General features: G+C 69.9%; 20 protein-coding genes. 5 read left to right on the top strand and 15 right to left on the bottom strand.

What is annotated here, in order from left to right; genetic code table 11:
* Positions 1 to 779 precede the first annotated feature (779 nt).
* From STH_RS04335 to pfkA, 3 genes are all read right to left on the bottom strand, one after another.
* On the bottom strand, positions 780 to 1,199 hold the full coding sequence (locus STH_RS04335) for an acyl-CoA thioesterase (protein ID WP_011194972.1): 420 nt from the start codon (positions 1,197 to 1,199) through the stop codon (positions 780 to 782).
* Positions 1,200 to 1,291: 92 nt separating this feature from the next.
* Positions 1,292 to 3,046, bottom strand: a complete 1,755-nt coding sequence (pyk, locus tag STH_RS04330) for a pyruvate kinase (protein WP_011194971.1) — start codon at positions 3,044 to 3,046, stop codon at positions 1,292 to 1,294.
* A gap of 23 nt (positions 3,047 to 3,069) precedes the next feature.
* Complete coding sequence (gene pfkA / locus STH_RS04325; protein ID WP_043714912.1) at positions 3,070 to 4,032, bottom strand: 6-phosphofructokinase; 963 nt, start codon at positions 4,030 to 4,032, stop codon at positions 3,070 to 3,072.
* Positions 4,033 to 4,406: 374 nt separating this feature from the next.
* On the opposite strand from pfkA, the gene STH_RS04320 reads away from it, so the two are divergent.
* Positions 4,407 to 5,228 (top strand): purine-nucleoside phosphorylase, encoded by an 822-nt coding sequence (locus STH_RS04320; RefSeq protein ID WP_011194969.1) that lies wholly within the window; start codon positions 4,407 to 4,409, stop codon positions 5,226 to 5,228.
* Positions 5,229 to 5,339: 111 nt separating this feature from the next.
* Here STH_RS04320 and STH_RS04315 read toward each other — a convergent pair whose 3' ends face one another.
* Positions 5,340 to 5,750 carry a hypothetical protein gene (locus STH_RS04315; protein WP_043713349.1) on the bottom strand — a complete coding sequence of 137 codons (411 nt, stop codon included), beginning with the start codon at positions 5,748 to 5,750 and terminating at the stop codon, positions 5,340 to 5,342.
* Between the two features lie 68 nt (positions 5,751 to 5,818).
* On the opposite strand from STH_RS04315, the gene STH_RS04310 reads away from it, so the two are divergent.
* Positions 5,819 to 7,273, top strand: coding sequence for an RsmB/NOP family class I SAM-dependent RNA methyltransferase (locus STH_RS04310; RefSeq protein ID WP_242654572.1), 1,455 nt, complete (start codon positions 5,819 to 5,821; stop codon positions 7,271 to 7,273).
* An 87-nt stretch (positions 7,274 to 7,360) separates the two neighbouring features.
* On the opposite strand, the gene STH_RS04305 is transcribed toward STH_RS04310, so the two are convergent.
* Complete coding sequence (locus STH_RS04305; protein WP_011194966.1) at positions 7,361 to 8,770, bottom strand: aspartate ammonia-lyase; 1,410 nt, start codon at positions 8,768 to 8,770, stop codon at positions 7,361 to 7,363.
* Between the two features lie 61 nt (positions 8,771 to 8,831).
* Positions 8,832 to 10,037, bottom strand: coding sequence for a methionine gamma-lyase (megL, locus tag STH_RS04300; protein WP_011194965.1), 1,206 nt, complete (start codon positions 10,035 to 10,037; stop codon positions 8,832 to 8,834).
* A 208-nt stretch (positions 10,038 to 10,245) separates the two neighbouring features.
* Between megL and STH_RS04295 the strand changes: the two genes are divergently transcribed.
* Positions 10,246 to 13,449 (top strand): BTAD domain-containing putative transcriptional regulator, encoded by a 3,204-nt coding sequence (locus STH_RS04295; RefSeq protein ID WP_043713346.1) that lies wholly within the window; start codon positions 10,246 to 10,248, stop codon positions 13,447 to 13,449.
* Between the two features lie 91 nt (positions 13,450 to 13,540).
* Here the strand turns inward: STH_RS04295 and STH_RS17820 are convergent, their stop codons facing one another.
* A complete protein-coding gene (locus STH_RS17820; protein WP_043713343.1) occupies positions 13,541 to 13,729 on the bottom strand; it encodes an FmdB family zinc ribbon protein in 189 nt (62 codons plus the stop codon).
* 354 nt (positions 13,730 to 14,083) lie between these two features.
* Here STH_RS17820 and STH_RS04285 point away from each other — a divergent pair, with 354 nt between their 5' ends.
* Positions 14,084 to 14,935: a metal-dependent hydrolase gene (locus tag STH_RS04285; RefSeq protein ID WP_011194963.1), complete on the top strand. Its 852-nt coding sequence runs from the start codon at positions 14,084 to 14,086 to the stop codon at positions 14,933 to 14,935.
* Between the two features lie 70 nt (positions 14,936 to 15,005).
* On the opposite strand, the gene STH_RS04280 is transcribed toward STH_RS04285, so the two are convergent.
* Positions 15,006 to 15,200 (bottom strand): heavy-metal-associated domain-containing protein, encoded by a 195-nt coding sequence (locus STH_RS04280; protein WP_011194962.1) that lies wholly within the window; start codon positions 15,198 to 15,200, stop codon positions 15,006 to 15,008.
* Positions 15,201 to 15,318: 118 nt separating this feature from the next.
* Entirely contained in the window at positions 15,319 to 16,440 is a 1,122-nt protein-coding gene (locus tag STH_RS04275; protein ID WP_050742109.1) for a M24 family metallopeptidase, read from the bottom strand.
* 135 nt (positions 16,441 to 16,575) lie between these two features.
* On the opposite strand from STH_RS04275, the gene STH_RS04270 reads away from it, so the two are divergent.
* Positions 16,576 to 17,385, top strand: a complete 810-nt coding sequence (locus tag STH_RS04270) for a Cof-type HAD-IIB family hydrolase (RefSeq protein ID WP_043713340.1) — start codon at positions 16,576 to 16,578, stop codon at positions 17,383 to 17,385.
* Positions 17,386 to 17,479: 94 nt separating this feature from the next.
* Here the strand turns inward: STH_RS04270 and STH_RS04265 are convergent, their stop codons facing one another.
* The 6 genes from STH_RS04265 to STH_RS04240 form a co-directional block, all read right to left on the bottom strand.
* Positions 17,480 to 19,792: a methyl-accepting chemotaxis protein gene (locus STH_RS04265; RefSeq protein WP_043713335.1), complete on the bottom strand. Its 2,313-nt coding sequence runs from the start codon at positions 19,790 to 19,792 to the stop codon at positions 17,480 to 17,482.
* Positions 19,793 to 20,043: 251 nt separating this feature from the next.
* Entirely contained in the window at positions 20,044 to 20,763 is a 720-nt protein-coding gene (locus STH_RS04260; protein ID WP_011194958.1) for an ABC transporter ATP-binding protein, read from the bottom strand.
* Positions 20,760 to 21,530, bottom strand: coding sequence for an ABC transporter ATP-binding protein (locus tag STH_RS04255; RefSeq protein ID WP_011194957.1), 771 nt, complete (start codon positions 21,528 to 21,530; stop codon positions 20,760 to 20,762). Before STH_RS04255 ends, STH_RS04260 begins: the two co-directional genes overlap by 4 nt.
* The gene (locus tag STH_RS04250) at positions 21,508 to 22,548 is read right to left on the bottom strand and encodes a branched-chain amino acid ABC transporter permease (RefSeq protein WP_242654571.1); all 1,041 of its coding nucleotides are present in this window, start codon (positions 22,546 to 22,548) and stop codon (positions 21,508 to 21,510) included. Before STH_RS04250 ends, STH_RS04255 begins: the two co-directional genes overlap by 23 nt.
* Before the next feature lie 13 nt (positions 22,549 to 22,561).
* Entirely contained in the window at positions 22,562 to 23,449 is an 888-nt protein-coding gene (locus STH_RS04245; RefSeq protein ID WP_011194955.1) for a branched-chain amino acid ABC transporter permease, read from the bottom strand.
* A gap of 85 nt (positions 23,450 to 23,534) precedes the next feature.
* Positions 23,535 to 24,764, bottom strand: coding sequence for an ABC transporter substrate-binding protein (locus STH_RS04240; RefSeq protein WP_148205479.1), 1,230 nt, complete (start codon positions 24,762 to 24,764; stop codon positions 23,535 to 23,537).
* Positions 24,765 to 24,970 lie beyond the last annotated feature (206 nt).

Genomic DNA, 24,970 nt, shown 5'->3' with positions numbered 1-24,970 from the left:
ACGCGCTGCGGCGTGATCCCAGTCACACGCCGCCATAACCTTTAGACGCCGCGGCGACGCCTGCAAGTACGGCGCGCCTCCCCGGCACAGTCTCCGGCGCCCCGCCGGGGCAACGCATCACACGTCCCCACGGCGTTTCCCAGGGGCACTGCATCACGTGCCTCCACATGACGTCCTGCCGGGCGTCGTCACAGCCTCCAGACGCGCCCCGCCGGGGCAACGCATCACACGTCCCCACGGCGTTTCCCAGGGGCACTGCATCACGTGCCTCCACATGACGTCCTGCCGGGCGTCGTCACAGCCTCCAGACGCGCCCCGCCGGGGCAACGCATCACACGTCCCCACGGCGTTTCCCAGGGGCACTGCATCACGTGCCTCCACATGACGTCCCGCCGGTCGCCGTCACAGCCTCCAGACGCGCCCCGCCGGGCGCCGTCACAGCCTCCAGACGCGCCCCGCCGGGGCAACGCATCACACGTCCCCACGGCGTTTCCCAGGGGCACTGCATCACGTGCCTCCACATGACGTCCCGCCGGGCGCTGTCACAGCCTCCACATGACGTCCCACCGGGCGCTGTCACAGCCTCCACACGCGTCCCGCCGGGGCAACGCATCACACGTCCCCACGGTGTTCCGCAGGTGCACTGCATGACGTGCCTCCGCAGGCGTCCCACCGGGCGCCGATATGCGCCTCCGGACGGGCGTCCCTCGTGCGAACCGCGCTGTGCGCCGCTGCGGGAACCGGCCGGGGATGGCCCTCCATCTCGCTGCGGCAAGCCGTCATTCCCCGGCCTGCAGCCGCTCGTTGAACAGCCGCCAGAGGTCAGGGGCCAGCTTGGGCAGCGCGGCCGGCCGTCCGCCGGGCCCCAGGAAGCCGTGGGTGGTGGTCCCCTCGCAGCACAGCCGCCCGTCCTCCGCCCGGACGATGCGGTAAGCGAAGGTGACGCGGGCCGGCGTCAGCCGCTCCATGCGCGTCTGGACCTCCAGCACGTCGTCGTAACGGGCCGGGTGGACCCAGCGCACCTGTGCCTCGGTCACCGGCACCAGGATGCCCCGGCGCTCGAAATCGGCGTAGGGCGCGCCCCAGGCGCGCATCAGCTCGTTCCGACCCACCTCGAACCAGATCAGGTAGTTGGCGTGGTACACGACGCCCATGGCATCGGTGTCGGCGTACCGCACCCGCACCTGCGTCCTGACCAATTCGCCCGCCTCCCGCGCGGCCTTTCGCCGTCACAGCGGCAACGGCGGCGTGTGCCGCGCCGCCGCTGTTGCCATTCATTCAATGTACAAGTTTACTTGACGGTGGCCTCGCCGCGCAAGACCAGGCCATGGGCCACGTCCATCGTGATGATCGCCCCGTCGGGAATGCGGCGGGTGGCGCCCTCGGCGCCCACGATCACGGGCTTGCCCAGCGAGATGCCGGCCACCGCCGCGTGCGAGGTCAGGCCGCCCTCTTCCGTGATGATCCCCGCGGCCCGCTCCATCGCGGGGACGCAGTCGGCGTCGGTCAGCCTGCTGACCAGGATGTCGCCGGGCTGCACGCGGGCCAGGTCCTCCTCGGACCGCACGATGACGGCCCGCCCCGTGACCGGCTGCCGGCCGATGCCCGTACCCTGGGCCAGCACGTCCGCCACCGTGTGCACCTTCAGCAGGTTGGTGGTGCCCTTCACCCCCACCGGCAGACCGGCGGTGATGACGACCAGGTCGCCGTTCTTCACCAGCCCGGAAACCAGGGCCCCTTCCACGGCCCGCTGGGTCAGGTCCTCAGTGCCCGAGGCCACCGGCTCGACGACGGGGAAAACGCCCCAGACCAGCCGCAGCTGCCGCGCGACCCGCGGATCCGGGGTCACGGCGATGATGGGGCAGCCCGGGCGGTACTTGGACACCATACGGGCGGTAAAGCCCGAGGTGGTGGCCGAGACGATGGCCGTGGCGCCCAGGTCGTGGGCCGTGGTCACCGTCGCGTGGGAGATGGCCTCGGTGACGCTGTCCATCCGGCCGAAGCGGCCGCGTCGGGCCATCAGCTGCGAGTGGTCCAGCGCCTCCTCGGTGCGGCGGGCGATCGTCGCCATCGTCCGCACCGCCTCCACCGGGTACTTGCCGGCGGCGGACTCCGCCGACAGCATGATGGCGTCGGTGCCGTCCATGATCGCGTTGGCCACGTCGGAGGCCTCGGCCCGGGTCGGACGGGGCCGGTTGACCATGGACTCCAGCATCTGCGTCGCGGTGATCACGGGCTTGCCCATGGCATTGGCCCGCTCGATCATCCGCTTCTGCATCAGCGGCACCTCTTCGGTGGGCACCTCCACCCCCAGGTCGCCGCGGGCCACCATCAGGCCGTCGGAGACCTGCAGGATGGCCTCCAGGTTGTCGAACCCCTCCTGGGACTCCACCTTCGAGATGATCTGCTGGTGGCCGCCCGCCTCCTCGATCACCCGGCGGATCTCCAGCACGTCCTGGGCCTTCCGGATGAACGAGCCGGCCACGAAGTCGACGCCCATCTCGACGCCGAAGCGGATGTCCTCGATGTCCTTCTCGGACAGCGCGGGCAGCGAGACCTTCGTGCCGGGCAGGTTCACCTTCTTGCGGTCGGACAGGACGCCGCCGACGATCACCCGGCAACGGATCTCGGTGGGCGTCACCTCCACCGCCTGGAACGTCAGGTTGCCGTCATCCAGCAGCAGGTACCCGCCCTCGGCCACGTCGTGAACGATCCCGGGGTACTGGACCCAGACCCGCTCCTGGTTGCCGACGCAAGGCTCCGTGGTCAGGGTGAAGAGGTCCCCGTCCCGCAGCGTGACCTTGCCGTTCTCGAACGTTCCGATGCGGATCTCGGGCCCCTTCAGGTCGATCATGATCGCGACGTCCTTGCCCACCCGGCGGCCGGCCTCACGGATGTTCTCGATCCGGCGCCTCTGCTCGTCGAGGGTGCCGTGGCTGAAGTTGAGCCGACAGACATCGACACCCGCCTCGATCAGCCGGGTCAGCACCTCCACCTGCTCGCTGGCCGGGCCGATGGTGGCCACGATCTTCGTCTTTCGCAGCATCTGGGCACCTCCCCTCATCCAAGTCAGATCGCCAGAATCTCCGCCAGGTCAACAAGTTCGTCGGGGATCTCCTTGCGGCGGCCCAGCACCTGCTCCAGCGGCCGGGTCACCATCTGCTCGTTCTCCACGCCGATGAAGAGCCCGCCCCGGCCCTCTTCCAGCAGCACCTCGGCCGCCTTGGCGCCCATGCGGGAGGCCAGCATCGCATCCAGCGCGGTGGGCGAGCCGCCCCGCTGGATGTGGCCCAGCACCATCACCCGCGTGTCGTACCCGGTCATCTCCCGGATCTGCCTACCGACCTCGAAACCGGAGCCGACGCCTTCCGCCACGATGATCAGGGTGTGCCGCTTGCCCCGCTCCACGCCCCGCTTCAGGCGGGTCACGACCTCCTCCATGGGCATCGGACGCTCGGGGAGCAGGATCGACTCGGCGCCGCCCGCGAGGCCGGCGGCCAGCGCGATCCAGCCGGAATGGCGACCCATGACCTCCAACACGAAGGTGCGCTCATGAGAGGTGGCCGTGTCGCGGATCTTGCGAATCGCGTCGAGACACGTGTTAACTGCGGTGTCGAAACCGATTGTGAGGTCGGTCCCGTAGATGTCGTTGTCGATGGTGGCAGGCACGCCGACGGCGGGCAGCCCCAGCTCCGTGAGCCGCAGCGCGCCGCGGAACGACCCGTCGCCTCCGATCACCACGAGCCCCTCGATGCCGGCCTCCCGCGCCTTGGCCAGGGCCTGCGCCTGCCCTTCCGGCGTGAGGAAGTGGTCGCTGCGAGCCGTCTGCAGGAAGGTGCCGCCGCGATGGATAATATCGCCGACGGAGCTGACTCCGAGATCCACGAACTCTCCTGCAATGAGACCAGCGTACCCGCGCCGGACGCCGACCACCTCCGCGCCCAGCGAGATCCCGCGCCGGACCGCGGCACGGACTGCGGCGTTCATGCCCGGTGCGTCGCCTCCGCTGGTCAGAACGCCGATCTTGCGAATCTTGGGCACTTTCTCACCGTCCCTCCCGGCTACTTCCGCTACTGCATGCGCACCAGCATCCGATCCCTTGCCTCATCGGCATGCGGCACCCCGGCCGGGGAACTCCGTCACCGCGGTTCGCCCCGCGGCCACTGGCGGAGAGGCCGACACGCTGGCCTTAGTATGCCCGGTGGACTCGCTGCCGGGCAGCCGCGTACGGTCCCCATGTGGCGCGCACCATGGCAGGTATTCGTCATGCCGATGCGGTATCTCCTTCTAGGATAGGTCATCTTTGTTAGGTTTGTCTACAGAAGTTGCGTGTCCCGTGCGCTGGCCGTCCGCGGGCGCATCAGCCGCCTGCCGGCCAGACACCCTACCAAGCGAGGTGTTGACCTATGTCCGACCTGTTGCAGCGCATCGAGGAAGCCCGCGCGGCCGTGGCCGCCAGGGGCGGCGTCACGCCGCAAGTCGGGCTTATCCTGGGTTCCGGCCTCGGCGACCTGGCCGACCAGGTGGAGGACGCCGTGAAGGTCCCGTACAACGAGATTCCCCACTTCCCCGTTTCCACCGCGCCCGGCCACGCAGGCCGGCTGGTGATCGGCCGCCTGGAAGGAAAGCCGGTGGTCGCCATGCAGGGGCGCGTCCACTTCTACGAGGGCTATACCATGGAGCAGGTCACCTTCCCGGTGCGCGTCATGCGTGCCCTGGGCGTCGAGACCCTGATCGTGACCTGCGCCGCGGGCGGGCTCAACCCGTCGTTCTCCGCCGGCGACCTCATGCTGATCACCGACCACATCAACTTCATGGGGCAGGACCCGCTGCGGGGCCCCAACGACGAGCGGCTCGGCCCGCGCTTCCCGGCCACCGTCGGCGCCTACACGCCGGAGCTGCGTGAGCTGGCCGTTGCGGTGGCGCAGGAGATGGGCGTCTCTCTGCGGCAGGGAACGTACACGGCCATCTCAGGGCCTTGCTACAACACCAGCGCGGAGCTCCGGATGCTCCAGCGGTTGGGCGGCGACGCCGTCGGCATGTCCACGGTGCCGGAGGTCGTGACGGCCCGGCACATGGGGCTGCGGGTGCTCGGCATCGCCTGCATCACGGACATGGCGCTGCCCGACGCGCCGGTGCACCTGACCCACGAGCAGGTGCTGGAAGTCGCCAACCGCACGAAGCCCCTGTTCCAGAACCTGGTGCGCGGCGTGGTGCGGCGGATCTGACGGCCCGGCGGGCGGAGGGCCCGCGCGCAGCCCGGCCACGGGCGAGGCGCCGATCACAGGAGGGCGGCCTGCAGGACACACCGGCCGTGTGCCTGCAGGCCGCCCGGGACCTTAGCTGGAAAGCGGATCCGCCAGAAGCTGCATCACCCAGGCGCTGTTGCGGATGATGTGCTGCGCCTCCTCGTACTCCGCCTCCAGCTGCCGGAGCTGGACATGGACATCGGCCAGCCAGCGGAGGAGTTCGGCGTAGTGGACCGAGTCCGGGGGGGTTGACGTCAGCCGCTGGGAGAGCTCGCCCGCCCTCGCCCGCGCGCTGGCCAGCCGGGGCTCCAGCTCCTTCACCCGGGCGATCGCCTGCATGCGCTGGGCGATCAACTCCGTGGGCGATCCCGCCGCCGGACTCCGGACCGGCCGGGGGGAGTCCACGTGCGCCGGGGGCTGCGGAGGTGCCGCCTCGTTGTCCCGCAGCGCCCGCCTGGCCCGCTCCGCGACGCTGCTCAGGGCCTCTTCAGCCTGGGCCATACCGATCACGCCTCCCTCGCATTCCCTATGCTGTTATTATATGGATGTTTGAATCGCCTGACAAGGGGGTGGTTGGCCTGGAGGATCGCGCACTCCCCCAGCCGTTCGTCGCCCGCATGTCCGCGTTGCTGCAGGACGAGTTCCCCGCCTTCCTGGCGACGTACAGCTCGCCCCCGGAACGGGGGATCCGGGCGAACCGGCTGAAGATCGCACGGGAGGAGCTGGCAGAGCGCATGGGACTTACGGCCGAACCGGTGCCCTGGAATCCGGACGGCCTGTACTGCCCGCCTTCGCTGCGCCCCGGCTGGCACCCGTACCATGCGGCCGGGCTTTACTACGGGCAGGAACCCAGCGCAATGGTGGTCGCGCCGCTGGTCGGGGCCCGACCCGGCGAGCGGGTGCTGGACCTGGCCGCGGCCCCTGGGGGCAAGACGACCCAGCTCGCGGCGCAGATGGAAAACCGCGGCCTCCTCGTGGCCAACGAGGTCGACCCCGGCCGGGTGCGCGCCCTGGTCGAGAACCTGGAGCGGCTGGGCATCACGTGCGCCGCGGTGGTGAGCGAGCGGCCCGAGCGGCTGGCGGAAAGGCTGCCGGGTTTCTTCGACCGGGTCCTGGTGGACGCCCCCTGCTCCGGGGAGGGCATGTTCCGCAAGACGCCCGAGGTCCGCGACCGCTGGCGACCCGACATGCCGGAGGCCTGCGCCCGCGTGCAGGGGGAGATCCTGAACAGCGCCGTGGAGCTCCTCCGCCCCGGCGGGCGGCTGGTCTACTCCACCTGCACCTTCGCCCCCGAGGAGAACGAGGAGGTCCTGCTTCAGTTGCTCACGAGGCGGGCCGACCTGCGCATGCTCCCCCTCCCCCCGGTTCCCGGGATCGCGCCCGGGCGTCCCGAATGGACCCGCGATCCGGCGCGGGCGGCCACCGTCGGCGTCGGGCTGGCCGGGCGGCTCTGGCCCCACCGGGTGCGGGGCGAGGGCCACTTCGTCGCGGTGCTGGAGCGGGTCGCGGACGGCGCGGGCCGGCAGCGCCCGCCGCTCCGCAGGGATTGGCAGCGGCCGTCCAAGGAGGCGCTGGCGGACTTCCGCACGTTCTGCCGCGAGACGCTGACACCGGCCGGACAGGACGCGCTGCCGCCGGAGGCGGAACTGCGGCAGCACGGAGAGTGGCTCTTTGCGCCTCCGGCAGACAGCCGGGCGCTGGTGGGGATGCACGTGGTGCGCGCCGGCCTGCAGCTCGGCCGGGCGCTCAGGGGCCGGTTCGAACCCTCACATCCGCTGGCCCTGGCGCTGCGGCCCGGGCACGTGCAGCGGGTGCGCGACCTGGCCGCCGGCTCCCCCGAACTCCTGGCCTACCTGCGGGGCGAGACCCTGCCCGCCGGCGGCGAGCGCGGCTGGACGCTGGTCACGGTCGACGGCTTCCCCCTGGGCTGGGCCAAGGCGGCCAACGGGATCCTGAAGAACCACTACCCCAAGGTCCTGCGCTGGGACGCCGGGGCGCCGGAGCCCATCGACCCCGAAAGCTGAAGACCGCCGGGCTGCGCATACAGCCCGGCGGTCCGTGATGTTCGGGGAAGGCGGTGCGGTCGGGCCTGCGGTCCTCCGGGGCCCGGCTCAGTCGTGGGTCCGCCGGGCGATCCCCATGGTCGTCAGGTGCTTGGGCGACAGGATCTCGTCGATCTCCTCGGCAGTGAGCAGACCCTTCTCCAGCACGATCTCCCGGACCGGGCGGCCCGTGAGCGTGGCCTCGCGCGCCACCTCAGAGGCGTTCTTGTACCCGACGATGGGGTTGATGGCGGTCACCAGCCCGATGGACCGGTTGACCAGCTCCTCGCAGCGCTCCCGGTTGGCCTGGATGCCCCGCACGCACCGGTCGGTGAACAGCCGCACGACGCTCTCCAGGGCGTCGATGCTGGTGAAGAGGGCGTGGCCCATCACCGGCTCCATCACGTTCAGCTCCAGCTGGCCGGCCTCGCCCGCGAGGGTCACCGTCAGGTCCAGGCCGATCACCAGGAAGCAGGTCTGGTTCAGCACCTCCGCCATGACGGGGTTCACCTTGCCGGGCATGATGGAGGAGCCCGGCTGCATCTCCGGCAGCCTGATCTCGTAGAGCCCGCAGCGCGGCCCCGAGGCCATCAGCCGGATGTCGTTGGCGATCTTGGAGAGGCTCACCGCCAGCGCCTTCAGGCTGCCGCTGAGGGCCACCAGCGGGTCGACGTTCTGGGTGGCGTCCACGAGGTCAGCCGGCGGACGGAGGCTCCGCCCGGTGTTGCGGCTGAGCAACTCGATGACCAGCGGCGGGTACGCCGGGTCGGCGTTGAGGCCCGTCCCCACCGCGGTCGCGCCCATGTTGACCTCGCACAGGGCCTCCACAGCCTGCTGGATGCGCCGCCGCCCCCGCTCCACCGCCGCGCACCAGGCCGAAAACTCCTGCCCCAGCCGGATCGGCACGGCGTCCTGCAGGTGGGTGCGGCCGACCTTCACCACGTCGTCGAACTCGGCGGCCTTGGCGCGCAGGGCCTCCTCCAGCCCGACCAGGCTCTCCACCAGCACGTCCGCCCGCTCCATGAGCGCCAGCCGCAGGGCGGTGGGGAAGGCGTCGTTGGTGGACTGGGCGAAGTTCACGTGGTCGTTGGGGGAGACCAGGCTGTAGTCGCCCTTACGCCCCCCCAGGATCTCGATGGCCCGGTTGGCGATCACCTCGTTGGCGTTCATGTTGGCGGACGTCCCGGCGCCGCCCTGTACCGGATCGATGGGGAACTGGTCGGCCAGCCGGCCCGCGAGGATCTCGTCGCACGCCTGCACGATGGCACGGGCGACGTCGTCCGGCAAGTATCCCAGCTGGTGATTCGCCTGGGCCGCGGCCTTCTTCACCTGGGCGAGGCCCCGCACCAGGGCAGGGTGCAGCCGCTGGCCGGTAATGCGGAAGTTCTCCAGCGCACGCGTCGTCTGGATGCCGTAGTAGGCGTCTGCGGGAACCTGTTTTTCGCCCAGCAGATCCCGTTCGGTGCGCGTCTGCTGCATGCTTGGTTACCTCCTCGCTTGCACGGTCATTTCCCGGAAAGGCGCCGAACGATGCGCCGTGTCAGCGCTTCTGCGCGCGCCCCACGGCCGCCAGCGCCTGATCCAGATCCGCGATGATGTCGTCCGCATCCTCCAGCCCCACCGACAGCCGCACCAGCCCGTCGGAAATCCCCGCCGCGGCCCGCGCCTCCGGCGGCACCACCGCGTGGGTCATGGATGCAGGATGCTGGATCAGCGTGTCCGTGTCGCCCAGGGAGACGGCCACGGTGCAGAGCCGCACGTGGTTCAGCAGGGTGCGCCCGGCCTCCATGCCGCCCATCAGCTCGAAGGAGAGCAGCCCCCCGAAGCCGTCCATCTGCCGTCGGGCCAGCTCGTGATAAGGCGAGGACTCCAGCCCGGGGTAGTACACCCGCATCACCAGGGGATGCTGCTCCAGGTACCGGGCGACCTTCAGCGCGTTCTCGCTGTGCCGCTCCATGCGAATGGCCAGGGTCTTCAGCCCGCGCAGCAGCAGCCACGCGTCGAAGGGCGAAAGGATCCCGCCGAAGTTCTTGAGCGTCGTGCTGCGGACCCGCGCCATCACCTCCGCAGGGCCGACGGCCAGGCCCGCCACCACGTCGCCGTGGCCGCCGATGAACTTGGTGGCGCTGTGGACCACCATGTCCGCGCCGTGCTCCAGCGGCCGCTGCAGGTAGGGGGACATGAAGGTATTGTCGACCACGACGGTGATCTGGTGCCGGTGAGCCAGATCGGAGAGGGCGCGGATGTCCGCGAGCCGCAGCGTCGGGTTGGCGGGGGTCTCGAAGAGGAGCAGACGGGTGTTGGGACGGATGGCCCGCTCCACCTGCCCGGGCCGGGCCGGGTCCACCGGAGTGGCCTCGACCCCGAAGCGCGCCATGACGTCCATCAGGAAGTCGTAGGTGCACCCGTAGATCGGGTTGCCGAACAGGACGTGGTCGCCGGCCCGGACCAGCGCCGTCACCACGGCTGCGATCGCCGCCATGCCCGAACCGAACGCCACGGCGGCCTCGCCTCCCTCCAGGTCGGCGATCTTCGCCTCCAGGGCCGCGACCGTCGGATTGCCCAACCGGGTGTAGATATAACCCGGTTCCTCACCGGCAAACCGTGCGGCGCCCTGCTCCAGGCTGGCAAAGGCAAAGGTGGAGGTCTGGTAGATCGGGGGTGAGATGGCGCCGGTGAGCGGATCGGGACGCTGCCCTGCGTGGACACAGCGCGTGGCCAGTCCTGGCTGCCGGGTCTGTTCCATCGAGGAGCACCTCCGTTCGAACCGTTCTTCCATGCCTGTGCGGCAATGCGGTGAGCAGGGTCAGGCTGGTTTCCGCTGGCGATGCTCAGGTTGTTTCGCGTGTTGTTCCAACTATAATAATATTGATCGAGTCATCACCATGCATGCTCGCAGACACCTGCCGGCAGAAGGCTGATGCGCGCAATCCGCCTTTGGAGGGGTGCTCGACGTGAACGGGCAGCAGACGCAGGCAGCTCACGTCCACCTGCCGCGCCCGCACCTCACCGCCCGGCTGCAGGAAGGGCTCACCCGGCGCCTGACGGTGCTCCTGGCCCCTGCGGGATACGGCAAGACCAGCGCACTGCGTGCCTTCGTAGGTGCGGCCGGACTGCCCGTCCTCTGGCTGGACCGGCCGTTCGAAACGGAGTGGCGCGGCTTCCTGCAGCAACTGGGCGAGGGCGTCGCCCGAGAACTGCGCGGCGGCACCTCTCTGGTCCGCACCCTGTACGGCGGCGGTCTGCCGGAAGATCCTCTGCCGCTCCTGCTCGCCGACCTGAGCGCCGTCGCCGGCGACCACGTGCTGGTGTTCGACGACCTGCGTCCGGTTCCCGGGGACTCCCCCGTCGCCGACCTCATCGGGCGGCTGGCGGAGTCGGCAGGCGAGCGGACGCACATCTACATCGCCGCACGCGCGGCGCTGCCCTTCCCTACCGTACGGCTGAAGCTGAGCGAGGGGGCAGGGGAGATCACCGAGCAGGAGCTCCGGTTCCGGCGGGAAGAGATGGCCGCATGGCTGACCGCGGCCACGGGCGAACCGCCCTCCGCCGCTGTGCTCGACCGGGTGGAACAGCTCACCGAGGGCTGGCCCGCGGCCTTGGTGCTGCTCACCGAGGCCGCCCGGCAAGCCGGGGGGCTTGCGGCCATCCCCGCCGTTGACGACCTGGCCGCGCCGCTGCCTGAGGATCTGACCGCCTACCTCGCCGACGAGGTGATGGAAGGACTCGACCCCGCGGTCCGGTCGTTCATGGAGGAGAGCGCCATCCTCAACTTCGTGACCCCCGCGGCCTGCGAGGCCCTTCTGGGCAGGCGGGACAGCGAGCAGATGGTCGACCGGCTCTGCCGGGTCCACCGGCTTCTCGTCCCGGTGGGTCCGGGGGTGTATCGCTACCCTTCCTTACTTCAACGCTTCCTCCTCGGCTACCTGCGGACCCGGGGGCCGGACGTCCTCAACCGGCTGAGCCGCATGTGCATAGCGCCCGCCTGGCTGGCGGAGCCTGAACCGGACCGGCTGAGCCAGATGGCAGAACATCTGTCGCCTGCACAGAAGGCCCAGTATCCCTGGGTGGCCCTGTGCGAGGCGCGGTATCTGCTGAACGCGGGCCAGGCGGAACGGGCGATGGGCATTGCCCGTCTGGCGCTCCGGTCCTGCGAACAGGCCGGAGACCGGCGCGGTGTTTTCTACAGCCACGTCCTGCTGAGCGACTGCCTCTTCCTGCGCCGGGACTTTGCGCGCAGCCAGGAGCACCTGGCCGAGGCGGCCAGCGCCCTGCAGCCGGAGTTCCGGGACGACGCGGCCCTGTTGGCGCTGAAACAGGCGGTGCTCGCGTACATGACCGGGGCGGGGCCCGAAGAGCTGGAGGCCGGGCTGCGCACCGCGCTTGTCCTCTACGTGGAGTCGGGCGACCTCATCGGCGAGGCGGAGGTTCTGGATGTGCTCGGGATGGTCCGCGTCCGGCGGGGAGACTACCGCAGCGGGCTTGCGCTGCTGGAGCGGTCCAGCCGGCTGCTGCGCGCCGCCGGGATCCCGGAGCACGAGACGGGCCTCAACCTGGCCTGGGCCTGTCTCGAAAGCGGCCGGTTCCAGGACGCCTGCCGCCTGAGCCGCCCGCTGGCCACGGGCTCACGAAAGGTGGGACGCCGGGCGTACGCCCTGCTCTGCCTCCTGATCGCCCACACGCGCCTCGGCGAGTTCACCGCGGCGTCGGCCCTGGTCCCGCTCGCCCACGCCGCCGTGGAGGAGCTGGGCCTTCCCCATCTGCGCGCATGGCTCAACGCCGCGCTGGCCGCGCTGCACCGGCTGAGCGGCGAGGCGCCGGCAGCCGCGCCCGACGGCCCCGGTCCGGAAGGTGCACACGTCCCCGAGCGGGTCGAGGCCGTCATGCTTCATCTATTCTTTACGGGAGACGCCCGTGCAGCCGCACAGATTGCGGCGAAAACGCTGGAAACGCTGCAAGAAAGGGCCACGGCGCTGGAGCGCACGCTGCTCTCCCTCGGCCTGGCCGTGGCCCGCTTCCGCACCGCCCGCACCGAGTCACGGCGGGAGGCCGTGCAGGCGCTGCAGCGGGCCCTGGCCGAGTGCCAGCGCCGCGGCACGGATTTCTTTGTCCTGCACGAGTGGCAGCTGGCCCTCGCCGTGGTGGTCTACGGCCTCGCATACAACGTGCAGCCCGCGTACTGCGTGAACCTGCTCATGCGCATGGCCGGCGAGCTGCCCGCTTCCGTCCGGCTGCGAGGGATCCGGTTGGCCGGCAGCGAGCTGCGTGCCCTTCCCACCGCCTGGCGGGCCCTGTCCGACGAGGCGGCCCGCACTGCGCTGGCCGCGCTGCTTCCGGCGGAGCAACGACAGCAGATGGCGACGCTCGAGTCGGGCCCGACGCTGATCACCATCCGGCTGCTCGGCCCGCTCGCCGTCCGCCTGGGAGACGCGCCCGTCGACCTGCGGGCGCTGAAACGGCGCAAGACCGGCCAGCTCCTCGCCCTCCTGCTCGCGCAGGACGGCCCGCTGCCGCGGGAGCAGATCATTGAACGGCTCTGGCCCGACCTGACCCCCCGCGCGGCCCACACATCCCTGCGGGTTGCGCTCCACCACCTGCGCCGGCTTCTGGAGCCCCACCTCGGCGGCAGGACCCGGTCCAGCTACATTCAGGCGGAGGGCGGACTGATCTGGTTTCAGCGCCGTCCCGAGGTGTGGGTGGACCTGGACCAGTTCAGGCGCACCCTGCAGCAGGCGGAGGCGGCGCGTGCGGCGGGCCGTACGGAGGAGGCCGCCCGCCTGCTGGAAGAGGTGGGCACGCTCTACCGGGGCGACCTGCTCTCCGATGACCCGTATGCCCTGGGCGACCTGCGGGACCGTTGGCGGCAGCGCTGGGCCGAAGCGCTGGACTGGCTCGGCCATTACTACTGGCTGGAGGCCGGCCGGCCCGACAAGGCGATTCATGCCTTCCAGCGCCGGCTCGCCCTGGAGGAGTACCATGAACCCACCCACCAGGCGCTGATGCGCATCTACCTGAACACGGGCCAGCCCGACCGGGCGCGCCAGCAGTACCGGGCCTGTGCGGAGGCTCTGGCGGCACACCTCGGCGTTTCCCCGTCGCCGGTCACGGAGTCGCTCCTTCAGACGGCGGTGGCCGGCGGAGCGGGGAAGTCCGTCTGACACACGAAGACAGCCGATGCCCCCGACGGTCGGTCAGGGGCATCGGCGTTTCTGTCGCGACCGGGCGCACGGCCCGCGGTCAGCAGCCCGCTCAGGTAAAGCGTGGGGCGGGGGCGGCAGCCGAAGACCCGGAGCTCCCCACCTGTGCCGCGAACGCCGACACCAACACCCGCGTGCGGCCGGCGCAATTCGGACAGGTCACCTGATCCCGCTTGCTGTAGGAAACCAGCTCTTCAAAGCGGTGACCGCACTTCTCGCATTCGAAGCGATAGAACGGCACCCACCCTTCACCTCGCTCGCCTCATCTCTGAAACAGTTGCTGCAGCAACCACAGGGCTCCTACCAGGAGCCATAGGGCGACACCGGGTCAGACCGGCGGCAGGCCACGCCTGCGCTTCCCGGGCGCGCCTCAGGTTCCGCCGGTGCACGTCTGCCCGCGCCGATCCATCGGCTCCTCACCCTTCCACAATAATCCCTACGGGGTACGGTATTAAGATAGCCCCCCGCGCTTGCTCGTGTCAAGCCCTTCGGCCCTGGGCCACGTGCTGCCGTCAACCAGGAATTGTGCGTAGCACGGTCAGGCCCACCCCTTCTACAATTGAAACGATCTCCTTTCCCAATCGAGGTGTTGCCGGTGGACTCGCTTACCCACGTGCTGATGGGGCACGCGATGGGCGCGCTGGCGACGGCGGTCTCGCCGGAGGCCGGCCCCGCGGTCTACTGGGCAGCGCTGCTGGGCAACTCACTGCCGGACGTCGACGTTCCCCTGAGTTTCCTGCTGCGGCGCGGCATCCAGCTGCACCGCACCTATACCCACACGCTGGTGGGCGCGGCGGCGCTGTCCGCGGCCTCGGCGGGCCTGCTCGCCGCAGCCTTCCCCAGCGCGGGCGCCGGCCCGTTATTCTTCTGGACGCTGCTGGGCAGCCTCGCCCACCTGGCGGTGGACGGCCTCAACCTGTTCGGCGTCCGCCCGTTCTGGCCCGTGAGCCGCCGAATCGTCGAGCTGGGCGTGCTGCACATCACGGACCCGTGGCTCCTGCTGCTCCTGGGCCTCCCCGCGGTCGGCGCCAAGGCCGGCTGGCTGTCGGCCCGCTGGGTCGGCGCCGCGTTCCTGGCCATGTGGCTCTATGTGGCACAGCGCCATCGCACCGCACGGCGGCTTCTCCACGAGCTCCTGCAGGCCGGCAGCCTGCGGGCACGGGTGGTCCCGTGGTTCAGCGGATGGCGCTACGTGGCGGAGACGGCCCACTCCGTGGAGTTCGGCCGCTGGGCGGGCGGCCGGCGGGTGGCGCTGGAGACCTTCGCCCGGCAGGACGACCCGCGCATCGCGGCCACGCTGGCAGACCCGCGGGTGAGCCAGTTCCTGCGGGAGGCTGAGTATCCCGTGGCCCTGGTGCAGGAGGGCGAAGTGGTCTGGATTGACGCCCTGCGCCGTCTGCGGGCCGACTTCCGACCGCTGCGGGTGCCCGTCCGGGCGGAGGCATAAAGCAAGCGAGGGGCCCGGTGGCAGGACCACCGGGCCCCGGTATCCGTGGCTCCGCTCACCCAGCCGCCCCTCAGGCGACCTCGACGACCTCGTAGCCCTCCTCCTCGATCGCGCGCTTGACCGCCTCGAGGTCCACGTTCCCCTCCAACCGGGCCGCGCCGATCTCCACCTGGAGGTTCTCGATGCCGGGGATGGCCGAGAGGGCCTTCTTCACACCCATCACGCAGTGATTGCAGCTCATTCCCGCGATCTTGACCGTCGTCATGCCTCTCACACGCTCCCTCCGCGCCGCTGTGCATGTACCCATACGGGGTATGGGTTCTTAGACCATCCTAAACCGGGGCGTCCGAATCGTCAACCCCTCTCCCGGACGCCGGACGCGGCTATCCGGCCGACAGCCTTTCCTTCGTCCAACTGGTGAGCACCCGGCAGCCATCTTCCGTGACCACCACGTCGTCCTCGATGCGGACCCCGCCGACCCCCGGCAGGTAGACGCCGGGCTCGATGGTGATCACGTGGCCCGGGCGGAGCACCTTCTCGTTGCCGGCCACCACGTACGGTTCCTCGTGGATCTCCAGCCCGAGCCCATGCCCGGTGCGATGAATGAAGTATGCGCCGTAACCGGCCTCCTCGATCACCTGCCGCGCCGCACGGTCCACGTCGCCCAGGGGGACGCCGGGCTTCACGGCGGCGATCGCCGCCTGGTTGGCTGCGAGAACCACGTCGTACACCCGGGCCAGCTCGTCGGGCCAGGCACCGCAGCAGACCGTGCGGGTGATGTCCGACCGGTAGCCCCGCAGCTGCGCCCCAAAGTCCATCAGGACCACATGGCCCGGCTCCAGCGTCCGCGCGCCGGTGGAACCGTGGGGCAGGGCCGATGCGGGGCCGAAGAGGACGTGGGTCTCAAACGCCACGCCGTCAGCGCCGGCGGCCAGCATCGCCTCCTCCAGCACCCGGGCGATCTCCCGCTCGGTGACGCCGGGGCGGATCGCCGCCAAGGCGGCGTCCAGGGCGGGGTTCAGCATGTCGGCTGCCTGCTGCAGCAGGGCGATCTCGTCCTCGTCCTTGCTTTCGCGCTGTGCGGAGAGCGCCGGGCTCAGATCGGCGGCGGCATCGAGCAGGACCGAGGGCGCCAGCCCCAGCGCACCGGCGATGCGCCGCAGCTGACCCACCGGCAGGTCGGCCTGCTCCAGGGCGATGCGGCCTTCGCCCGCGCCTGCCGCCCGAAGCATCCCTGACAGCGCGGCGAAGGGATCCTCGCCGTCCTGCCATGCCACCAGCCGAAGGGCCGAAGCGGAGCGAACCTCCTCCACCTCCAGGGCCGGCACGAGGAGCGCCGGCTCCCCGTCGGCTGGGATCACCAGCCCGGCGAACCGCTTGCTGGGATTGGACCAGCCCGTCAGGTAACGCATGCTGATCGGTCCGGTCACGAGGCCGGCGGCCATTCCCCGCTCCCGCAAGAACTGCCGGACCGCCTCAAACCGCCGGATCATGCTCTCCCTCACATGCCCCGCCTCCTTGTCGGACGGATGTCCTGCATTGCTTCTGCCCGGCCGGCGGACGCTCCTGCCGGGCCCGCCGGGTTGACCGCCTGTGCCTGCGCCGGCTAGACTGGTTTCGATAAGGAGGAGACATAAACCATGTACCATACCCCCATCCGCTTGCTGGCACTGGACTTGGACGGAACGCTGCTCCGGTCCGACCAGACCGTCTCCCCGCGCAACCAGGCGGCCGTTGCAGCCTGCCTGGACCGCGGCATCACGGTGCTCCTCGCGACCGGCCGCTTCTATCCGGCTGCGGCCCCGTACCTGGAGTACTGGCCGGGCCGCCCGATCTGGCTGGCGCCGTGCAACGGGGCGCAGCTCTTCGCGCCCGGGCAGACGGAGCCCATCACCCAGCGGACGCTCGACCTCGACCTGGCCGTTGAGGTGCTGTCGTGGATCGACCGGAGCCGTATCATGGCGAGGGTCTACTTCACGACGCTGGCACTGATCAACCGGATGACCGAGCGGACGCTCGCGTTCATGCGCCGGCTGGGCGCGCAGTGCCGGTACGAACCGGCGTTGGCGAGCGCCGTGACGGAGCCGCCCACAAAGATCGTGCTCATGGGCGACCCCGCCGAAATGCCGGTCGTGGAGGCGGAGGTGCGGTCCCGGTGGGGCGGCCGGCTGGAGGTCACCAGTTCGGAGCCCGACCTGGTGGAACTCACGGCGCCCGGGGCCACCAAAGGCGAGGTCGTCCGGGCCCTGGCGGCCCGCCTGGGCATCGACCGGACCCAGGTGGCCGCGATCGGCAACGAGCGCAACGATCTGTCGATGATCCACTGGGCCGGCCTGGGCGCCGCCGTGGCCAACGCCCACGAGGCGGTGCTGGCTGCGGTGCCGCGGGTGGTCGCCCATCACGACGAGGACGGCGTCGGCCAGTTCATCGAGAGCTTCCTGGGGGCGTAGCCCGGCCCCTGGCCAGGACCCCCGGGAAACCGGACGCCCGGCAAAGCGGAAAAAGATGCGCCCGGGCAGGCGGTGCGCCCGGGCGGGAACAGCCTTATTGCAGCGGAACGGACTGCGCACCGAGGGTTGCGATCGTCTCGGCCAGGCTGCCGGAGACCTCCTGGAGCCTCGCCGCCAGCTGGCGCAGCTCGGCCTGGGCCTGGACGACCTGCCCCATCTGGTCCCGGATCTCCGCCACCATCGCCGAGACCTCGCCGATGCCGCCGGAGATGGCCTGCACCGAGCCCAAGGCCCGTTCCGCAGACGCCGCCATCTCCTCGGATGCCGCCGTGTTCTCCTGAACCACGGCGGCCACGTTTTCCATGGCGCCGGCGATGGTGCGCACCCGTTCGGCATTTGCCGCGATCGCCCCGCGGACGATCTGGTCCACCGCGGCGGCCGCCTCCTGGCTCGCCGCGAGAATCTGGTCCAGACGCGCCCGGGCCTCGCTTCCGGACTCCACCCCCTCCTGCGCCAGAGCCCGTGCCTCCCGCATGGCCGACACCGTCTGGTCGATGAGGCTCAGCGTGGTGCTGATGAGCTGGCCGATCTCCTGGGTGGCCTGGCTGGAGCGCTCCGCCAGCCGCCGAACCTCCTCGGCCACCACCGCGAAGCCCCGTCCCTGCTCGCCGGCCCGGGCGGCCTCGATCGCCGCGTTCAGGGCCAGCAGGTTGGTCTGCCCGGCGATCTCGGAGATGGCCGAGGTGATGTCGCTGATGGAGCGGGAGTGCTCGCCCAGCCGCTCCACCAGGGCCACCGACCGGTCGGCGTTCTCGGCGATGCGGCGCACGCCCTCCAGCGTGGCGCGCAGGGCCTCGTCACCCTCCCGCACCAGCAGGAACGTGCGCTCCGCCGCCTGGCGCGCCGCCTCTCCCTGCGCGAGGCTTTCCTCCTGGCTCCGGTCGATCTCGCTCACCATTGCCGTCACCCGGTCCACATGGTTGGCCTGCTCCTCTGCGCCGCGCGCGATGCCCTCCGCGGCCCGGGTCAGCTCGTCCATCCCTGCCGCCACCTGGGCCGACTTCTCCCGCACTTCGGTGGCAATGGCCGCGCCGCCCTCGGTGCGGGCGGCGACCGCCTCCGCCAGGGCAACGGTCTGATCCGCCGCCGACGCCAGCGAGGCGCTCAGCCTGGCCACGTCACGCGCTGCGCCGCTCACCCGCAGGGTGGCCTGACGGACCCGCTCCAGCAGCCCGTTCAGGCTCTCCGCCATACGGCCCACCTCGTCCCGGGACGGGGCCGTGAAGGTGGTCATGAGGTCGCCCGCGTCCAGGGCGGCGGCGAAGCGAAGCAGCGGCCGGCTGACCCCCCGCTGCGCCAGCAGCCACGGCAGGACGCCGCCCAGGATCAGCGCGACGACGCCCAGCACGATGCCCGCGGTCGTGGCGGTGCGGAACGCGCCGGCCACCTGGTCGAAGTGCCACTCGGGGATGCCGACGTACGGGCTGGCGATGACCTGCCCGTTCAGGTCGATGAGCGGTGCGTAGATGGTGCGCTGCCAGTGGTCCACCACCAGCGCCCGGCCCTGGTAGGACTCCCCTTGCCGGATGCGCTCCATCACGGCGTCGGAGTAGACCGTCCCCACGGCCCGCTCCACCGAGTTCTGCCGGCGCACGTTGGTCGTAATGCGGATGCCGTCCAGGGCGATGGTCGCAGTGAGCGGCGTGCCGTCCGGGGACCGCCGCTGGACCTCATCCACGATCGTCGGGTCGTTGTTGAGGATGTCCGCCACCACCACGGCCCCCATGACCCGGCCGTCCCCCGTCCGGAGGGGTGCGGCCGCCGCCAGGGCCAGCGCGTCGGTCAGCTGGCTCCCTGCCAGTTCGTGGTTGGCGTCCGCAGCCACGTTGACCACGACCTGCTGCCGGACCTCGGCCCGCTCCTGCGTCAGGTCCGCGGCGGAGACACGTACGGGCGACGAGAGGGTCCGCCCCTGGGCGAGCACCGCTTCGACCAGCCCCCCGAACGAGATCCGGTCGCCGGCGGAACCGCCGTAGCGGTAACGGGTACGCCCGTTCTGGTCCACGATGAGGAAGATGTCTGCATGGCCCCGCAACGACTGGCCCAGGCGGTCGAGGGTCTTCGTGTCGGTCTCCTCTCCCGAGGCCACCCGTGCCAGGGCGTCATTGGCCGCGAAGGCGGAAGCCGAGCCAAACAGGGCCTGTAACCGGCCTTCGATGATCGACTGATGAACCTGCATGGCCAGCTGTAGCGTCGTGTCCGCCTGCCGCTCGATGTCGCGGGTCACGGCCTGATTCAGGTACGCGCTGGTCGCCAGCAGGCCGATCGCCGGCACCGCAACGGCCAGCAGCGTGATCAAGATGATACGCACGGCGATGGACACCCCGCCGATCCGACGGAAGTTCATCGTCGACCCCTCAGTCCTTTCATCATAATGATTTTTCAGGTAGTCTACGCTGATTGTGCTCAATGATCCTCTTTTTGACCATAGTTCTATTTACCTAATCACCCGTACCGATTTTGCGTTGCGCCCAAAGACGTGATCCCGAAGTACGATGTAACACAACGGGGACGAGCCGACAAGCCCGTCCCCGATCCTGTTTTCACCGCCCCGACCGGCCCGGGCTGGTCGGCCCGAACCGCTCAGCCCGCCCGGCATTAGCCCCCGTGGGCGGCGCCGCCCAGGTAGGCTTCGCGCACCGCGGGGTGCGTGCGCAGCTCGCTCGCGGGGCCCGAGAGCACGACCCGGCCGGTCTCAAGCACGTACGCCCGGTGGGCGATGGAGAGCGCCATCGCCGCGTTCTGCTCCACCAGCAGGATCGTGGCGCCCCGCCGGTTGAGCTCGGCGATGATCTCGAAGATCTCCTGCACGAGGCGCGGCGCGAGGCCCATCGAGGGCTCGTCCAAGAGCAGCAGCTTCGGCTGGAGCATGAGGGCCCGGCCGAGGGCGAGCATCTGCTGCTCGCCGCCCGAGAGGGTCGAGGCCCGCTGGTGCTCGCGCTCCTTCAGGCGGGGGAACCGCTCGTAGACCTCGGCGAGGTTCTTCCGGAACTGCGACGGATGCACCAGGTAAGCGCCGAGCTCCAGGTTCTCCCGGACCGTGAGGTCCGCGAACACCCGACGGCCCTCCGGCACGTGACCGATGCCCATGGCCACGATCTCGTGGGCGGGGGTCCGGGTGATGTCCCTGCCCTGGAAGCGGATCGTGCCGCTCTTCGCGCGGTTGAGCCCGGAGATCGCCCGGAGCGTCGTGGACTTGCCGGCGCCGTTGGCCCCGATCAGGGTCACGATCTCGCCCTGGTTCACCTCGAGGGAGACGCCGTGCAGCGCTTCGATGTTGCCGTATGCGACGTAGAGGTCCTCCACCTGCAGGATCATCCGCCCACCGCCTTTCCGAGGTAGGCCTCCAGCACGCGCGGGTCCGCCTGGATCTCCGCCGGCGTGCCCCTGGCGATGACCTGGCCGAAGTCCAGCACCACCAGCCGCTCGCAGAGGTTCATGACCAGGCCCATCTGGTGCTCGATCAGCAGCACCGTCAGGTCGAACTCCGCCTTGACCTGGCGGATCAGCTCCACCAGCTGGCCCACCTCCGAGGGGTTCATGCCCGCGGCCGGCTCGTCCAGGAGCAGCACCTTCGGCCGGGTGGCCAGGGCGCGGGCGATCTCCAGCCGGCGCTGGGCGCCGTAGGGCAGCGACCCGGCCTTCTCGTGCCGCCGGTCGGCCAGGTTCATCCGCTCCAGCAGCGCCTCGGCCTCCTCCCGCAGCGCCCGCTCCTGCCGCAGAAAGCGCGGCGTCCGCAGGAACGTGTCCAGCAGGCCGTACCCGCACCGGGGGTGCATGACGGTCATCACGTTCTCCAGCACCGTCATCTGCTTGAACAGCCGGATGTTCTGGAAGGTGCGGGCGATCCCCAGCCGCGTGATCTGGTAGGGCTTCAGCCGGTTGAGCACCCGGCCCTCCAGCACCACCTCGCCTGCGGTCGGGGGGAACACCCCCGTGATGACGTTGAAGACGGTGGTCTTGCCGGCGCCGTTCGGGCCGATGAGCCCGACCAGCTCGCCCTTCTCCAGCTGCAGGTCGAAGTCCACCAGGGCCTTCAGGCCGCCGAAGTGGCGGGAGACGTCACGGCATTCCAGCAGTGCCACTGGCCTTCCCTCCCTTCGACGGACGCGAAAGCCACCGGTCGAGGCTGAACTCCCAGCCGCCCATGAGCCCCTGCGGGCGCAGGATCATCAGCACGATCAGCACCAGGGCGTAGACCACGCCGCGCCACTCCAGGAACTGCTGGCCCAGCACGTCCCGCAGCACCTCCTGCAGGAACACCACGCCCATGCCGGCCACCACCGTGCCGGTCAGGCTGCCCAGGCCCCCCAGCACCACGATCAGGAGCACGTCGAAGGACTTCAGGAACTCGAAGCTCTTCGGGTGCAGGTAGACATACAGGTGAGCGTACAGGCCGCCCGCCAGCCCGGCCATGGCGCAGCCCAGGACGAAGGCCAGCATCTTGAACCGGGTGGTGTCGATGCCCATGATGTCCGCGGCGATCTCGTCCTCCCGCACGCTGATGCACGCCCGTCCGTGGCTGGAGTGGACCAGGTTCCGGGCCAGCAGGATCACCAGCACCGCCGACCAGAACACCCAGGGAAAGGTGGTGAGGCGCGGGATGCCGGTCATGCCCATGGAGCCGCCCAGCAGCTTGGAGATCTTGTCGCTGTTGTCCATGAACACCTTGACGATGACGCCGAAGCCCAGCGTGGCGATGCCCAGGTAGTCCGACCGCAGCCGGAGGATGGGCAGGCCGATCAGGAACGCGATCAGGGCCGCCGCGAGGGTGCCGGCGGCGAGGCCCAGCACGAAGTTGAGGGTCGTGGCGCCGTAGGCCTTGGTGATGTAGGCCGACACATACCCGCCGATGCCGTAGAAGGCCACGTGCCCCAGCGAGAACTGGCCGGCGAAGCCGTAGATCAGGCTGAGACCGATTGCCGAGGTGGTGGTGATCAGGGCCAGGTCCAGGATCATGCCCCAGTAGGTGCCGATGATGCCCTGCTGCCGCAGCAGGGAGAGCACGATGTACAGGGCGACGATCAGCGCGGCGGAGACCACCGCGTTCACCGTCACCGCCGGCCGCCCGCCGCCGGCGAAGGAGCTGCTGCCATTCGGCACGGTCGCCACCCCCCTACACCTTCTCCGGCCCGGCCTTGCCCAGAAGGCCCGCCGGGCGGACCAGCAGCACCAGGATCAGCAGGGCAAAGGCCACCGCGTCCCGGAAGTCGGTGGTGATGTAGGCCGCGGTCAGCACCTCGGCCTGGCCCATCAGCACCGCCCCCAGCAGCGCCCCGGGGATCGACCCGATGCCCCCGAGCACGGCGGCGGTGAAGGCCTTCAGGCCGGGCGGGATGCCCATGTAGGGCCAGATCTGCGGATACGCCGCCGCCCAGAGGGCGCCGGCGGCTGCCGCCAGCGCCGAACCGATGGCGAAGGTGAAGGCGATCACCCGGTCGACGTTGATGCCCATCAGCCGGGCGGCGTCCAAGTCCAGCGCCACCGCCCGCATCGCCTTGCCGATCTTCGTGCGGTAGACCACCAGCTGCAGGATGAGCACCAGGACGATGGTCACCCCGGCGATCAGCACCTGCACGCTGCTGATGGTCACCCCGAAGACGTTCCACTGCAGGCGGGTGACCATCGCCGGAAACTGGCGGTGGTCCGGCCCGAAGGCAATGCGCAGGCTGGCGAAGTTCTCGAGGAAGAGCGACACGCCGATCGCGGTGATGAGGGCGGCGATGCGCGGCGCCCCCTTGACCCGCAGAGGCCGGTAGGCCAGCCGCTCGATCACCACGCCCAGCAGCGCGCACGTGGCCATGCCGGTCAGGATGGCGGCGGGCCAGGGGATGCCCCGGACCAGCCCGAAGAAGGTGACAAAGGCGCCCACCATGATGACGTCCCCGTGGGCGAAGTTGATCAGCTTGATGATGCCGTAGACCATGGTATAACCCACCGCGATCAGGGCGTAGACGAATCCGAGTTGGAGGCCATTGACCACCTGTTCTGCAAACTGGCCCATAGGCCCGCCTCCTCCTTACCCAAACGGCCGCCAGGGCCAGGCCGCGCTCGGCCGGGCCCTGGCACGACCCTGGTAACTGTCTGTGTTACGGATTCACCGTCGTGACGAACTCGTAGGTCTTGTCCGGGTTGACCCGGAGGATGGTCGCGGCCTTGATGGGGTTGCCCTTCTCGTCGAAGGAGATCGAACCGCCGACCGCCTGGAAGCCCTTCAGATCCTGCATGGCCTGCCGGATGGCATCGGTGTCGTCGGTGTTGGCGACCCGGATGGCCTCCAGCAGGATGTTGGTGGCGTCGTAGGTCAGTGCGGCGAAGGAGTCAGGCTTGTGGCCGTACTTGGCCTCGAACTCCTGGACGAACTTCTGCACCGCGGGGCTCGGGTCGTCCGCGGAGTAGTGGGCGGTGAAGTAGTTGCCCGCCAGCGCCTCGAAGTCCAGATCCTCGGAGTCCCAGCCGTCGCCGCCCAGCATGGGGACGTCCCCCAGGCCCTTGTCCCTGGCCGCCTTGGCCAGCAGCGAGACCTTGTTGTAGTAGTCAGGGAGGTAGAGCAGCTCCGGCTTCAGCGCCGCGACGTTGGTCATCACCGCGGAGAAGTCGGTGTCGGCCTCGGTATAGGCCTCCCAGGCGACGATCTGGCCGCCGCCGGCCTCAAACTCGGCCCGGAAGGACTCCGCGAGGCCCACTGTGTAGGGGTTGCCCCGGTCGTAGAAGACCGCCGCCGTCTTCACGCCCAGCTCCTGCAGCGCAAAGCGCGCGGCCACCTGCCCCTGGAACGGGTCGATGAAGCAGGCCCGGAAGATGAACGGCTTGCGGGTGCCGTCCTCCTCCACCGTGACGCCCTCGGCGGTGGCGGTGCCCGTGATCATCGGGATCTTGTTCTCGTTGGCGATGCGGCTGACCGGAATGGTGACGCCCGAGGTGATGGAACCCACGATCGCCTTCACGCCGTCCCGGGTGATGAAGCGGGTGGCCAGGTTCTGGCCCTCGGTGGCGTCGCCCTTGTCGTCGCCCTCCACCACCTCGATGGTGAAGTCGCCGGCCTTGTACCCGGCCTGCTCCAGGGCGAGCCGGAAGCCCTTCTGGCTGGACTCGCCGAAGGTCTTCACGCTGCCGGTGAGCGGTGCGATCAGGCCGATCTTGATCACCTTGTCACCGGCGCTGGTGGACGGCCCCGACGAGCTGCTCCCGGCGGAGGTGCCGCCCTGCGGGGTACCGCCCTGCGAGGTGCTGCCGCCCGGGGCCTGCGACTGGCTTCCCCCACAGGCCGCGAGCACCAGCAAGGAAACCGCCAGCAGTCCTACGAGTAGACGCTTCATGCTGACCCCCCTCATCCTACTTCCCCTCTCCGTTGTCTTACTTATCACGGGATTCCCCGGATATTAGCTAGTGTATATTCTCTGGTGGGTCAAAAACTCCTCTCGGTCGCGGGCAGGAGATTTCGTTGAATCACCGAACTGTCGCGGTAAAATCCCGAAAGCCCTAGAACAGCGCGGATTCCGCGGATCGGCGGAAAGATATTTTC

This window comes from Symbiobacterium thermophilum IAM 14863, assembly GCF_000009905.1.
In the GTDB taxonomy this organism is placed as follows: Bacteria; Bacillota; Sulfobacillia; order Symbiobacteriales; family Symbiobacteriaceae; genus Symbiobacterium; species Symbiobacterium thermophilum.
The sequence above is the reverse complement of the archived record's forward strand: the minus strand, read 5'-3'. Positions and strand labels throughout refer to the sequence as shown.

Bases quoted from the DNA above. Each gene is read 5' to 3' on its own strand.
- STH_RS04270 (WP_043713340.1), top strand. From the start codon at position 16,576: ATGTACCATACCCCCATCCGCTTGCTGGCACTGGACTTGGACGGAACG.
- pyk (WP_011194971.1), bottom strand. From the start codon at position 3,046: ATGCTGCGAAAGACGAAGATCGTGGCCACCATCGGCCCGGCCAGCGAG.
- STH_RS04315 (WP_043713349.1), bottom strand. From the start codon at position 5,750: ATGGCCCAGGCTGAAGAGGCCCTGAGCAGCGTCGCGGAGCGGGCCAGG.
- STH_RS04245 (WP_011194955.1), bottom strand. From the start codon at position 23,449: ATGGGCCAGTTTGCAGAACAGGTGGTCAATGGCCTCCAACTCGGATTC.
- STH_RS04240 (WP_148205479.1), bottom strand. From the start codon at position 24,764: ATGAAGCGTCTACTCGTAGGACTGCTGGCGGTTTCCTTGCTGGTGCTC.
- STH_RS04260 (WP_011194958.1), bottom strand. From the start codon at position 20,763: ATGATCCTGCAGGTGGAGGACCTCTACGTCGCATACGGCAACATCGAA.
- STH_RS04320 (WP_011194969.1), top strand. From the start codon at position 4,407: ATGTCCGACCTGTTGCAGCGCATCGAGGAAGCCCGCGCGGCCGTGGCC.
- megL (WP_011194965.1), bottom strand. From the start codon at position 10,037: ATGGAACAGACCCGGCAGCCAGGACTGGCCACGCGCTGTGTCCACGCA.
- STH_RS04280 (WP_011194962.1), bottom strand. From the start codon at position 15,200: ATGACGACGGTCAAGATCGCGGGAATGAGCTGCAATCACTGCGTGATG.
- STH_RS04305 (WP_011194966.1), bottom strand. From the start codon at position 8,770: ATGCAGCAGACGCGCACCGAACGGGATCTGCTGGGCGAAAAACAGGTT.
- STH_RS04265 (WP_043713335.1), bottom strand. From the start codon at position 19,792: ATGAACTTCCGTCGGATCGGCGGGGTGTCCATCGCCGTGCGTATCATC.